Genomic DNA, 12,556 nt, shown 5'->3' on the forward strand with positions numbered 1-12,556 from the left:
TCAGCGCCGGGTGCCGATGCCGACGAGGGCGCGCTCGTACGGGTCGAGGAGCGCACCGCTGACGGAGGTCCCGACGCCGGTGATGATCCGCTGGTGGACCAGCGGTACGACGGCGTCGGTGCCGAGGATGCGGGCCTCCGCGGCCATCGCCGCGTCCTGCCGCGCGGCGGTGTCGGTGGCGCGCTCGGCCTCGGCGACGGCCCGGTCGACGTCCTTGTCGCACAGCTGGGCGAGGTTGTAACCGCCGTCGCAGGTGTAGTCACTGGCGAGGACGGAGACGGGGTCACCGGTGTCGACGAGGGTGTTGCGGGCAAGGACGAACGCGTCGAACTTTCCGGCCAGCGCGTCGCTCTCCAGCCGTGAGTACTCGCGCACCTCCAGCGTGACCTGGAACCCGGCCTTCTCCAGCTGCTGCTTCAGCACCTGGGCGACCTCGGGCAGTTCGGGCCGGTTGTCGTACGTGGCGAGTGTGACGCGGGTCCCGTCGGGCCTGCCGGGCTCCGCCCGTCCGACGGGGTCGGTCCGCTTGCCCGCGGCCCAGGTGACGGCGGGGCCGTAGATGCCGGTGCCGGGGTCGGCATATCCCTCGTGGACGTCCTCGGCGAGCGTGGAGGTGTCGACGGCGGCGCGGGCCGCGGCCCGCAGCGCGGCGTCCTTGAAGGGGCCCTGCTGCGAGTTGAGGAGCAGGCTCGTGGTGCGAGTGGTGGCGGTCGCCTCGCGGGTGCCCTTGTCGAGGGTGGCGGCCTGGGCGACGGGGATCGCCTCGGCGAGGTCGACCTGGTCGGTGCGCAGGGCGCTCGCGCGGGCGGTGCCGTCGGCGACGAACTTCACGTCGATACCGGTGGCCTGGGCGCGTCCGCCCCAGTGGTCGTCGTAGCGGTCGAGGGTGGCGGCGGTGGTTCCCATGACCTTGGTGAGTTCATAGGGTCCGGTGGCGGTGCCGACCGGGTCGACCTCGTCCTTCTCCTTGTAAGCCTTGGCGGAGAGGACGGCGAGGGAGGGGCTGGACAGCCGCAGCGGCAGGATCGGGTCGGGGGCCCCGGTCGTGACCCGTACGCCGCCGCCCTCCGCCTTCGCGGTGAGGGTGACTCCTTCGAGCGCGGCCGGGGCGGGCTCGGCCTGTGCGGCGTGGGTGAGGGCGGCGGCGACGGCGGCCGGGGTGACCTTCGAGCCGTCCTGGAAGGTGGCCTCGCGGAGGGTGAACAGCCAGGTCTTCTCGTTCTCCCGGCGCCAGGAGGCGGCCAGGGCGGGGGTGGCGGTGCCGTTGGGGTCCAGCGCGGTCAGGCCCTCGGTGACGCCGAGGCGGCTGAGGATGGTGGCGTCGGCGCCGTAGGGCGAGAGGTTCTCGGCGGGCGGGAAGGCGAGGGCGACCCGGAGGCGGGAGCCGGTCGCAGCGGAGTCGCTGCCGCCACCGCCGGAGGCGAAGCAACCGGCCAGCACCGGGGCGAGGGCGAGGGCGAGGATCGGACGGAATCGGCGTCGCACGGTCTATCGCTCCATCGGTATCTCGAAGTGGACGACGCCGTTGCCGCCGTCGGTGTCCTCGCGTTCGTCGTGCACGACCTTGCCCAGGGAGCGCCAGAAGCTCTCGGCGCCGGGCACCTCGGGGTCGGTGTGGAGATAGACGGTGCGGTAGCCGCCGTCGGCCGCCGCGAAGGCGAGCAGTTCATGGACGAGCCGCCGGGCGAGCCCGCGCCTGCGGTGCTCGGCGCGGACGTAGACACGGCGCAGCTGCGCGGTCGTGCCGGAGGGGTAGCGCTCGGCGAGGTCGCGCGGGTTCGGCGGGTGGGCCGGGCCGCGCGAGTCGAGCGCGGCCGTGGCGACGACGACGCCGCTGGGGTCGAGCGCGACGAGGAGGGTGTGGCGGGGTGAGGCGAGGTAGGCGGCGGCCGGATCGATGATGTCCGCGTGCCAGCGGGGCACGTAGCCGGTGCCGAAGTCGCGGTGGACGGTGTCGAGCATCAGGGCTCGCGCACTGTCCAGGTCGTCCGGGCTCGCCGCCCTGATGCTGAAGTCATGCACTTGCACATCCTATGCATTAAGCAAAACAGGAGATCACTACGGCCCCCACGGACCTCGCACCCCTCTTACGGCCCATGTGATTTGACAGTGATCATGAGCCACGGCCAACCTAACCACATGACATCCATTTTCAACAAGGTGCCCCTGGTCGCGAAGGCGGGCCGCTGATGCGTATCGCGTTCGTCGGCAAGGGCGGCAGCGGCAAGACGACGCTGTCGGCACTCCTCACCCGCCACCTCGCCGGCTCCGGCGCGCCGGTGCTGGCCATCGACGGCGACATCAACCAGCACCTCGCCGAGGCGCTGGGGCACACCGGCGCCGCCCTGGACGCCCCGCCCCTCGGTGCCCACGTCCGCGACATCAAGGAGTTCCTGCGGGGCACCAACCCGCGCATCCCCTCCGCCGACGCCATGATCAAGACCACCCCGCCGGGCCGCGGCTCCCGCCTGCTGCGCCTCCTCGGCGACGACGAACTGCACACACGTCACGTCCGGCGCGTGGGCGATGTGCCGCTGATGGTCACGGGCGAGTTCGACGAGAGCGACCTCGGGGTCGCCTGCTACCACTCCAAGCTCAGCGGCGTCGAGCTCTACCTCGGCCACCTGGTGGACGGCCCCGGCGAGTACGTGGTCGTCGACATGACGGCGGGCGCGGACGCCTTCGCCTCCGGCCTGTTCACCCGCTTCGACATGACGTTCCTGGTCGCGGAGCCCACCCGCAAGGGCGTCTCGGTCTACCGCCAGTACCGCGACCACGCCCGCGAGTTCGGCATCCGCGTCGCGGTCGTCGGCAACAAGGTGACCGGCGAGGACGACCTGCTCTTCCTCAAGGAGGAGGTCGGCGACGACCTCCTCACCCACCTCGTCCAGTCCCCCTGGGTCCGGGCGGCCGAGCAGGGCAGGGAACGGGGCGAGTTGGAGGCCCACAACGTCCATGCCCTGAACGTCCTGCGCGAGTCGGTGGACGCCTGCGACAAGGACTGGCCGACCACCCACCGCCACGCCGTCGACTTCCACCTGCGCAACGCCCGCGCCTGGGCGGACGACCGGACGGGCGGCGACCTGGCGGCCCAGGTGGACCCGGATTTCGTGCCGGGCCCGCCGGCATCGGCCTGCCGTCCGCCTACGACCTGATCGCCTCCCTCGCGACCCACCGAGCGACGACGGTCCGGGACTGCTGAGTCGACGCACCTCACGCGTCGCACCGGCCGTTGCCGAGTAGTGCGGCACGATGGGCGGTCATCAGGAACAGGTGGGACACGGTCCTCGCCCCCTATCCGTCCCTTCTGTCACCGAACCACTCGTCGGCCTTCTCGATGCCGAGGCGCGGTTCGACCTACCATGCGGGCTGCCACGCGATGCTCCACCGCCTCCTCGTCCAAGAGGGGGCGCCGCATCGCGAACACGGCTCGCGCATACTCCTCGGTCTGCTACAGACCCGGCACGGCCAACGTCGCATACACCTGATGTGACACGGCCCCGGCTTCCAACCTCGACAGAGCTCGATGGCCGCCGTGAGCTCATCGTTTCGGCGGCTGCCGGAACAGCACCAGCAGGGACACGATGAGCACGGCCGCCGTGACGGGCCATGACCGGAGGGCCCACGGGCCCAGGGCCGTCAGCGCGGCGGCGCCGTAGAGGGCGGCCGACCAGCCCAGCAGGGCGTGCAGGGCCGCAGGCAGCGACCGGGTCCACCGCAGCACGAAGGCGGCGGCGACCGCGAGCGCCGGGTAGAGCCAGTGCTTGTCCGCGGCCGGCCCGCTGGAGAGCGTGTAGCGGAAGAGGTCGGGGAACCAGGGTGCGGCCTCCTCCCGCAGAGCCAGCTCCGTGGGCAGCGCCCAGGACACCGGGACCTCGGCGGCGAGTTCGAACGGCAGCTGCCAGCCCGAAGTCAGCAGAACCGTCCACAGCAACGCGCTGAGGGCGGCGGCGTGGCCGAGACGGCTGGGTTCGCCCGAGCCGAACCGGGGGGTGCCGGGCGCGGGCGCTCCGCTACGCGCCGTCTGCGGGCGCGGCCTCGGGGCGGGGCGCGCCGCCGGAGTCCGGACGGGCCGGCGCACGGGGCGCGGTGGTGCGGGCCGGGGGTTCGCCGCGGGCTGGTGGTGCACGGTCGGCCGAGGTTTCGGTGCGGGGCTCGAGCGCGGCACCTCGGAGCCGGTTCCCTTCTCCGCCAGACGCTTCAGGCGTGCCTCGCGCATGCGTCTGAGCTGCTCGTCTCCCATGTTCGCGGGTACTCCATGTCGTTCGTTCGATCGAAGGGGCTAGTGGGAGCCGGGGCTGGAGACCGCGCGGCGGGCGCGCAGTGCCTGCTGCATCTGCTCCGTCGTCGCCGAGTCCTTCGCTGCGCTGTGGTACTCCAGCGGGTCGACGCGGCGGGACTCCTCACCGCAGACCGGGCAGTCGGGGCGCCGCCCGGTGCGGACCCAGATGCTCTGGAAGGCGTGCTGGCCGGGTACCTCTCCCATGACCTTCGGGAAGAGCCAGTGGTCCGGTTCCATCGCCATCAGCACCATGGACAACTGCTCCTCCAGGGGCTTCGCGAGGAAACAGGTGATCCGGTCGCGCTCGTCGCCGTGCAGCAGCGCCAGGGCGATCTTCGCGCCGGACGAGGCGACGTGCTGGATGTCGGGCAACAGGCCGGGCACCGCGAAGCTGCGGCCGGTGTCGTAGTCGGTGTCCGGCCGCATCCCGAGGCCTCCCAGGGACTCGCGGACGCCACCGGTCGAGCACGCCCAGCAGGGCAGCGGCGGCTTGGAGAAGACGACCTCGCCGCCGGCCGCGCCCTGGTAGAGCCCCACGAACACAGCGGGTGTGCCAAACCAGTAGGCGAGGTGGTTCAGGCGCTGCTGGGCGGCGTTGTCGTCGGTCGCGGCGATGACCAGGTCGACGTGCGGCAGCAGCTTCCTCCACCGCTTGGGCGGGATGTCGGCGACGCTCGCCCGCCAGGCCCGGGCCTTCACACCGGGGTGCACATTGCGCAGATGACGCACCGAGGCCTTGGCCTTCGGGGTGCCGATGTCGTGCGCGATGAACAGGGAACGGCCGATGTTGGCGGCCTCCACCCGGTCGGGGTCCACCACGGTCAGCCGGCCCACGCCGGACCTCACCAGCACGTCGGCGAGATAGGAGCCGACCGATCCCGCGCCCACCAGCAGGACATGGCGGCCGGCCAGGGCCGGTGACAGGAGGCCGCCGGTGCGGGCGAACAGCGCCTGTCCGAGGGAGGCGCGGCCGGTAAGACCGAACCACGCGCCGATCCGACGCAGCACACCCGGTTCGGCGTGCCGTGCCGGACCCGTGGGTGCCACGGATCCCGAGGTTCCCGGTGCCGGCCGTGCGCCGGGGACGGACCCCGCGGCTCCCGGTCCCGGTCCGCGTCCGGACACGGACCCGCCGTCGCCGCTCACGGCCCCGCGGGTACCGGACGCATGCCCGCCGGTACCGGACACGGACCCGCCGGTCCCCGATGCAGGCTCGCCGGTGCCGGACACGGGCCCGCCCGGGGCGGATACGGACCCGCCGGTGCCAGGCACGGACCCGGAATCGTCGGGCAAGGAGCCGCGGGTATCAGATGCAAGCCCGCCGGTGCCGGAGACAGGGCCGCCGGTACCGGACAAGGACCCGCCGGTTCCGGTCACCGGCAGGGTGTCGGATGTACGCGTCGTGCCGGGCTCCGGTGCCGCCGGAGAGGGCACGGGCTCCGGGCCGGTCTGCTGTGCGGCCCCCTCGGCGGCCAGGAGACGGTCGACGCCCCGGGCCAGGGTGTCCCCGTCCCCCGGGGTCCGGGGCGTCCTCGCCGTGCCGTTCACCTGGCGACCCTCGGCCGGCGGCGGCCCGCCCACGGTGCTGGACGCCGACTCCAGCGCAAGGGCGAGGCGGTCGACGGGCGAGGCCGCGAGGTTCCACGGCAGCGCCCGCACCACGGCTCCGCCGAGACTGTCGAGGTCGTACATGACGGGTGCGGTGAAGGGGAAGTGTGCCGTCACAAAGAGGTGGCGGCCCGGCCCGAACAGTTCCTCCGGCAGGGACACGCTCACCCCGTGGACGTCGTCGAGGACCTGCACCGAACTCTCGGAGAACGGCAGTCCGGCGCGTTCCACGGATGCGCGCAGCGGGACGACGACCGGGCGCATCCGCTCCAGGGCGAACCGGGGGCCGTTGAACGTGCCGCAGAAGAAGGAGATCCGGGCGCCCCGGCCGGTGCGCAGCTCGTGCTGCGCGAGCGCACTGAGGGCGTCGTGCGTGACGATCGGCGCGATGTACCGGCCGAGTTGGGGATTGGTCTCCAGCGCGGTGGCGAACTCGTAGCGGTCCTGGCCGGAGGGCTGGGGTGTGCGGGCAGGATGGGAATGCACGATGCCCTTGAACCGCTCCGCGCCGGCCTGCTCCCGCCGGGTGATCTCCTCGAGCAGCCAGGGCGAGTTCTGGTACTCGACGCGGGTCACTCGGGCGGTGGGGTCGTGGATGAACGAGGTCACCACGTCCTGGCCGCGCAGTCCGAGCAGGGCGCCTCCCTGCTCGGGCTGCACGGCTCCGAGGGTGCCGTCCAGCGCGTCGAGGACGAAGTCGAAGATGCGGACAGACAGCATGCCGGGGTCTCCTCAGCGGATCGGGCAGGGCACGGGCGGACTCCGGCGGACGGGAGCCGGTGGGGTCACTGGTTGTGGTTGAAGGGGAACGAATGCCCCATCTGCACGAAGTCGACGCCGAGCGCCCAGACGGCCGAACGCGAGTACGCGCTCTCCAGGTCGGGCATGCCGCCACCGGTGCTGCTGCTCAGGCAGATCTTGCCGCTCCTGTACAGGTGGTTGCCGTGCTGGTCGAGCCTGGGGACGCTCTCCATCGGGGGATCCAGGAGCCGTACGTCGTACTGCGTGCCGTTGAACGCCGCGCACATCACGTAGGTGTTCCCGAATTCGGTCGTGACGCTGTAGACCCAGCCCTCGGCGCCGGGGCTGTCCTCGTAGTAGGCGTTCGGAGGCAGCTTGCGCGCGGCGGCGCGCCGTTCCTCGGCGAGGCGCTGGGCCGGGGACAGGGCCGCGAAGGTGCCGTGCGGGACCTTGGACAGGGGTGCGTCCTCGTCGGTGCCGGTGCCCAGACGGACGCGGCCGGTGCGGTCGACGTACACCTGCTGGTCGGGGACGGTGGGCGCCTCGGTGTGGCGCCGCTGACTCGCGAAGAAGCTGTCGCGGATGGCGTTGAGGTCGTACATGTCTGCCACGAGCGGGTCGCCTTCTGCTCGAAGTGATGGAGTGGTGGTGAGGTGGTGCAGTGGTCAGGCCGTCAGGGCCGGGTATCCCGCCAGGCAGCTGCGCAGGTTCCTGGTGTCGTCACCGTCGGGGCCGAAGAGCGTGACATGGTCGGCGAGCAGCGCCTCGAACAGCCTCCGCGCGGCTGCGACGTCGCCCGCGGCGTAGCTCCAGTGCGCCTGGTCGAAGCGCGCCTCGAGCAGGGAGGGGTCGTCCGGGCCGATCCCGCCCGCCACCGCCGCGAGCAGGTCGCCCAGCTGAGCCGCCGCCTCCGCGGGGCGCCCGCACTCGCCGGTGTAGCGCGCGAGGTTGAGCCGGCACAGAACGGCGACCGGGTCTCCGGCGGGCAGCCGCGTCGTCAGCCGGCTGCGCAGGATCGTCAGCAGCGACACCGCCTGCTCGGGCCGCCCGGCCTCCTGCAGGGCCCGGCCCAGGTTCAGCGCGATCAGCCAGGTGACCCGGTGGTCGGCGGACAGGCTCACGGCGGCGTCCTCCAGGACCGCCTCCAGCCGGTCGGCGCGCGCGTGCGGGGCCGGCACGGACATGGCGTGCTGGAAGGCTGCCTCGATCCGCCGCACGGCCGAGCCCCGGTCCGCGGCGGGCCGGCGTGGCCATCGGCGGGGCGCGGCACCGGTGGGGGCGATCGCGTCGAGGCGGGCGAGTACCTCGGCCGTTCCGGTGGGGCGGTGGGACGGGGACTTGGCGAGCAGGTCCCGGACCAGATCGTCGAGCGGGGCCGGGACGTCGGGCCGCTCGATGCGCAGGGACGGCACGGCTGCCTGCTGATGGGCGTTCCAGTAGTCGGTGAACTCGGCCGCCTCGCAGAAGAGTCCCCGGCCGGCGAGCGCCTCGAAGAGGATGCAGCCGATGGAGTAGAGGTCGGACGCGACACTGGGCACGCCGCCGATGAACAGCTCCGGCGGCGTGTAGGCGGGCGTGCCCACGAAGTAGCCGGGCCTGGTGAGCCCGGCCTCGGCGGAGACGGACTCCCTGGAAGAGAGGGCGCGGGAGATACCGAAGTCGATCAGGACCAGCCGGGACTGCGGGCCGCCCGGCGAGGCGCCGGTGACCGGGCACAGCATGAGATTGGCAGGCTTGAGATCGCGGTGCACCAGGTCCCGGGCGTGGACCTGGGCGACCGCCTCGCACAACTGCCGAACCAGCGAGACCACTTCGCCGACGGAGGGCCGGGGTCGCGCGGCGAGGTACTGCTGGAGGGTCAGGCCGTCGAGGAACTGGGTGACCAGGTAGAGGCAGTACCCCTGCCCGGAGCGTTCCACGTCGACGTCGTAGATCTTGACGATGCGGGGGTCGTCGACGGCGGCGAGGACCTTGGCCTCGCGGACGAAGCGCTGGGCGAGCGCGTCACTGGGCGTGCGCACCTGCAGCCGCTTGATCACCACGGTGCGGTTCAGCAGGAGGTCCCGTGCCTTCCAGACCTCGGCCATCCCCCCGGAAAGCCGTTCGCAGAACTCATACCTGGCCGGTTCCGTGCTCGGTACCCGCAATCTCGCCCCCCGACGAATTGGCGTGAAGGGCACTGTGACACGCTGTTAGATGAATGACCATCCGTTCGTCTGATATTTCACTCTAGAAGGTGATGAGCGAGGCGAACGAGGCCGAACTGCCGCGGAGTTGATCCAGCGGCACGGAAGGGCCCCGAGTCCTCCCCTCCAGGATCCTCTCCAGGGGACTCGGGGCCCGGTGCGTCCGTGTCAGCCCTTCCGGCCGACCCTCACCCAGTCCACCTCCGCCTGGACGCCGCCGGCCGCGATGCGGTCGACATTGGACTGGGGCAGGCCCCGGTACGGAGTGGTGACCTTGTTCCAGCCGACCGGGTAGATGCCGCCGAGGGCGAGGTTGAGGATGACGTAGGCGCCGAGGTCGATGCGGATCGCGAGGCCGGCCAGAAGGGTGCAGGGGATGCGGCTGTGCGTGCGGCTCTCCTGAGTGTCGATGATGTTGCGTTCATGACAGTTCGAGGAGCTGGTGCCAGAGTACTGGAGGTGCGGTGGGCATGGGCTCCGGCTCCCACGCCCACCGCGGCCGGGTCAGGCCGCCCGCTTGGCCCCCGCCCCGTGCTCGCGGACGATGTCCGCGTACCGGTGACCGGTGCCCTTGATCGTGCGGACCTGGGTCTCGTAGTCGACGTGGACCAGGCCGAAGCGCTTGGCATAGCCGTACGCCCACTCGAAGTTGTCGAGCAGCGACCAGGCGTAGTACCCGGCCAGCGGGACGCCCTTGCGGACGGCGGAGGCACAGGCCGCCAGGTGCCGGACCAGGTAGTCCTGGCGCTCGGGGTCGTCGATCGTGCCGTCGGGGCGTACGACGTCCGGGAACGCGGAGCCGTTCTCGGTGACGTAGATCTTGCGCGGCTCGTACTCCTCGGTCAGCCGCAGCAGCAGCGTCTCGATGCCGCTCGGGTCGATCTCCCAGTCCATGCCGGTGCGCGGCACGTCCGGGCGGCGGACGGCGCGGGCGTAGGGCGCCGGGCCCTCGGGGTCGTCGACGACGTGGGCCGGGAAGTAGTAGTTCAGGCCGAGCCAGTCCAGCGGGGCCGCGATCGTCTCCAGGTCGCCGGCCCGCTCGGGGAGTTCGACGCCGTAGGTCTCGACCATGTCGGCCGGGAAGCCGCGGCCGTGCACCGGGTCGAGCCACCAGCGGTTGACGTGGCCGTCCTGGCGGCGGGCGGCGGCCTCGTCCTCGGGGCGGTCGCCGGCCGCGTAGACCGTCGACAGGTTGTTGACGATGCCGACGTCGGCACCGGGCGCGGCGGCGCGGATCGCCTGTGTCGCGAGGCCGTGGCCGAGCAGGAGGTGGTAGGAGGCGCGGACGGCGGCCGTGAGGTCGGTCAGACCGGGCGCCATCTTGCCCTCCAGATGGCCGATCCAGGCCGAGCAGGAGGGCTCGTTGAGGGTGGCGAACTGGGTGACCCGGTCGCCGAGCCGGGCGGCGACCACGGAGGCGTACTCGGCGAAGTGCTCGGCGGTCGCCCGCTCGGGCCAGCCGCCCCGGTCCTGCAGCGCCTGCGGCAGATCCCAGTGGTACAGGGTGACGGAGGGGGCGATGCCCGCCTCCAGCAGACCGTCGACCAACTCGTCGTAGAAGGCGAGGCCCTTGGCGTTCACCGGGCCGTCCCCGCCCGGCACGACGCGCGGCCAGGCGACCGACAACCGGTAGGCGTTCGTGCCGAGCCGGCGCATCAGGCCGATGTCCTCGCGCCAGCGGTGGTAGTGGTCGCAGGCGACGTCGCCGTTGTCGCCGTTGTCGATCTTTCCGGGGGTGTGCGAGAAGGTGTCCCAGATCGACGGGGAACGGCCGTCCTCCGCCACGGCTCCCTCGATCTGGTACGCCGCTGTGGCGGTGCCCCACAGGAAGTCGTTCGGGAGTGCGGCGAGGTCGATGCGGTCGGACACAGAAATCCTCTCGGAACGGGGGGTGTGGATCACTTGACGGCACCCGCGGTCAGGCCGGCGACCAGATAGCGCTGGAGCAGCAGGAAGCCCGCCACCACGGGCACGCTGACGACGAGCGAGGCGGCCATGATCTGGTTCCAGTACACGTCGTTGAGCGTGGAGTAGCCCTGGAGGCCGACGGCGAGGGTGCGGGTGGTGTCGTTGGTCATGACCGACGCGAAGAGCACTTCGCCCCAGGCGGTCATGAAGGCGTAGACGGCGACCGCGACGATGCCCGGGATCGCGGCCGGCACGACCACCCGGAACAGCGCGCCGAGCTGGCCGCAGCCGTCGACCAACGCCGCCTCGTCCAGATCGCGCGGCACCGAGTCGAAGTACCCGATCAGCATCCAGATCGAGAACGGCAGCGAGAAGGTCAGATACGTCAGGATCAGGCCGCCGCGCGAGCCGAACAGGGCGATGCCGGTGGCGTTGCCGATGTTGACGTAGATGAGGAACAGCGGGAGCAGGAAGAGGATGCCGGGGAACATCTGCGTCGACAGGACGGTGACGGTGAAGACCCGCTTGCCGCGGAAGTTGTAGCGGCTGACGGCGTAGGCGGCGAACACCGCGATCACCACCGAGCACACCGTCGCCGCGCCCGCCACGATCAGCGAGTTCAGGAAGTACCTCGCGAGCGGCACCGTCGACCAGATGTCGATGTACGGGCGGATCGTCAGCCCGCTGGGCAGCCAGCGGAACTGGCCCGAGACGTCCGCCAGCGGCTTGAGCGAGCTGGAGACCATCACATAGACGGGGACCAGGACGAAGCCGGTGAGCAGGGTGAGGAAGATCCGCCGGGACCACAGGAAGGAACGCGGCGGTGCCATGGGCGAGTTACGCATTCTTGGTCCTCCGTCCGCGCGAGGTGAGGACGAGGTACACGCCCGTCACCACGAGCAGGAACAGCAGCAGGAGTACGCTCATCGCGGAACCGGTGCCGAAGTTCCAGGTGACGAAGCTGGCTTGATAGATGTGCACGGAGATGAGGTCCCCGGCCTGTGGCGCGGTCTTGCCGAACAGGACGTACGGCGTGTTGAAGTCGTTGAACGTCCACAGGAACAGCACCAGGACGAGGACCTGGTTGACCGGGCTCAGCGACGGCAGGGTGATCCGGCGGATCTGCTGCCACATGCCGGCGCCGTCGAGGGCCGCGGCCTCGTACAGCTCCTTCGGGATGTTCTGGAGGCCGGCCATGACGATGAGGAAGGCGAACGGCCAGCCCTTCCACACCGACACCGTCAGCAGCGCGATGAAGCTGTTGTCGCCGATGAGCCAGAAGGAGGGCTTGTCGGTGATGCCGAGCTGGTCGTGCAGGACGTGGTTCACCAGGCCGTTGTCGTGCTGGAACATGAACACCCAGGTGATCACTGCCGTGTAGACGGGCAGCGCGTACGGCACCAGGAACAGGGCGCGCAGCAGACCCCGGCCGCGGAAGGTGTCCTGCAGGTAGATCGCGGCGGCCGTGCCGATCAGCCAGCACAGGCCGACCGACAGCAGGGTGAAGGCGAGCGTGACCAGGAACGAGTGGAGCAGCGCCTGGCCGACGGGGGCGTTGAAGTCCACCGACATCCGGTAGTTGTCGATGCCGTTCCAGGGCGCGGTGGTCCAGTCACGGATGTAGAACTGCGTGAGCTCCTTGAAGCTCATCAGGACGCCGATCACCATCGGCACCAGATGAACGAGGAGTTCCAGGAGCAGGGCGGGCAGGAGCAGCAGATAGGGCAGGCCGATGCGGCGGATCCGCCCGGGACGGCGGCGGGGGCCGTCCGCCGTCCCGGGGGAGCTCTGACGCACCTCGGCCTTGGCGGGAACCGTGGTCGTCATCGTG

General features: G+C 71.2%; 11 protein-coding genes. 1 reads left to right on the forward strand and 10 read right to left on the reverse strand.

What is annotated here, in order from left to right; translation table 11 throughout:
• Positions 1-1,485, reverse strand: coding sequence for an ABC transporter substrate-binding protein (locus tag AC3ETA_RS16890; protein WP_432193699.1), 1,485 nt, complete (start codon positions 1,483-1,485; stop codon positions 1-3).
• Positions 1,486-1,488: 3 nt separating this feature from the next.
• Complete coding sequence (locus AC3ETA_RS16895) at positions 1,489-2,022, reverse strand: GNAT family N-acetyltransferase (RefSeq protein ID WP_432193700.1); 534 nt, start codon at positions 2,020-2,022, stop codon at positions 1,489-1,491.
• A 167-nt stretch (positions 2,023-2,189) separates the two neighbouring features.
• On the opposite strand from AC3ETA_RS16895, the gene AC3ETA_RS16900 reads away from it, so the two are divergent.
• The gene (locus tag AC3ETA_RS16900) at positions 2,190-3,155 is read left to right on the forward strand and encodes an ATP-binding protein (protein ID WP_432193701.1); all 966 of its coding nucleotides are present in this window, start codon (positions 2,190-2,192) and stop codon (positions 3,153-3,155) included.
• A 155-nt stretch (positions 3,156-3,310) separates the two neighbouring features.
• On the opposite strand, the gene AC3ETA_RS16905 is transcribed toward AC3ETA_RS16900, so the two are convergent.
• The 8 genes from AC3ETA_RS16905 to AC3ETA_RS16940 form a co-directional block, all read right to left on the reverse strand.
• Complete coding sequence (locus tag AC3ETA_RS16905) at positions 3,311-3,418, reverse strand: hypothetical protein (RefSeq protein ID WP_488187211.1); 108 nt, start codon at positions 3,416-3,418, stop codon at positions 3,311-3,313.
• A 123-nt stretch (positions 3,419-3,541) separates the two neighbouring features.
• Positions 3,542-4,243, reverse strand: a complete 702-nt coding sequence (locus AC3ETA_RS16910) for a hypothetical protein (protein ID WP_432193702.1) — start codon at positions 4,241-4,243, stop codon at positions 3,542-3,544.
• Positions 4,244-4,282: 39 nt separating this feature from the next.
• On the reverse strand, positions 4,283-6,610 hold the full coding sequence (locus AC3ETA_RS16915; protein WP_432193703.1) for a ThiF family adenylyltransferase: 2,328 nt from the start codon (positions 6,608-6,610) through the stop codon (positions 4,283-4,285).
• A gap of 65 nt (positions 6,611-6,675) precedes the next feature.
• Entirely contained in the window at positions 6,676-7,242 is a 567-nt protein-coding gene (locus AC3ETA_RS16920; protein ID WP_432193704.1) for a hypothetical protein, read from the reverse strand.
• A 54-nt stretch (positions 7,243-7,296) separates the two neighbouring features.
• Positions 7,297-8,718 (reverse strand): serine/threonine-protein kinase, encoded by a 1,422-nt coding sequence (locus tag AC3ETA_RS16925; protein ID WP_432193705.1) that lies wholly within the window; start codon positions 8,716-8,718, stop codon positions 7,297-7,299.
• A gap of 603 nt (positions 8,719-9,321) precedes the next feature.
• Positions 9,322-10,686: a GH1 family beta-glucosidase gene (locus tag AC3ETA_RS16930; RefSeq protein ID WP_432193706.1), complete on the reverse strand. Its 1,365-nt coding sequence runs from the start codon at positions 10,684-10,686 to the stop codon at positions 9,322-9,324.
• A gap of 29 nt (positions 10,687-10,715) precedes the next feature.
• Positions 10,716-11,555, reverse strand: coding sequence for a carbohydrate ABC transporter permease (locus tag AC3ETA_RS16935; protein ID WP_432193730.1), 840 nt, complete (start codon positions 11,553-11,555; stop codon positions 10,716-10,718).
• Between the two features lie 7 nt (positions 11,556-11,562).
• Positions 11,563-12,552 carry a carbohydrate ABC transporter permease gene (locus AC3ETA_RS16940; RefSeq protein ID WP_432193707.1) on the reverse strand — a complete coding sequence of 330 codons (990 nt, stop codon included), beginning with the start codon at positions 12,550-12,552 and terminating at the stop codon, positions 11,563-11,565.
• Between the last annotated feature and the right edge of the window lie 4 nt (positions 12,553-12,556).

Source organism: Streptomyces sp. bgisy027 (genome assembly GCF_057710365.1).

What these genes read in the sequence shown, in the direction of transcription:
- AC3ETA_RS16900 (WP_432193701.1), top strand. Translation starts at nt 2,190, where the DNA reads ATGCGTATCGCGTTCGTCGGCAAGGGCGGCAGCGGCAAGACGACGCTG.
- AC3ETA_RS16905 (WP_488187211.1), bottom strand. Translation starts at nt 3,418, where the DNA reads ATGCGGCGCCCCCTCTTGGACGAGGAGGCGGTGGAGCATCGCGTGGCA.
- AC3ETA_RS16925 (WP_432193705.1), bottom strand. Translation starts at nt 8,718, where the DNA reads ATGGCCGAGGTCTGGAAGGCACGGGACCTCCTGCTGAACCGCACCGTG.
- AC3ETA_RS16915 (WP_432193703.1), bottom strand. Translation starts at nt 6,610, where the DNA reads ATGCTGTCTGTCCGCATCTTCGACTTCGTCCTCGACGCGCTGGACGGC.
- AC3ETA_RS16910 (WP_432193702.1), bottom strand. Translation starts at nt 4,243, where the DNA reads ATGGGAGACGAGCAGCTCAGACGCATGCGCGAGGCACGCCTGAAGCGT.
- AC3ETA_RS16935 (WP_432193730.1), bottom strand. Translation starts at nt 11,555, where the DNA reads ATGGCACCGCCGCGTTCCTTCCTGTGGTCCCGGCGGATCTTCCTCACC.
- AC3ETA_RS16940 (WP_432193707.1), bottom strand. Translation starts at nt 12,552, where the DNA reads ATGACGACCACGGTTCCCGCCAAGGCCGAGGTGCGTCAGAGCTCCCCC.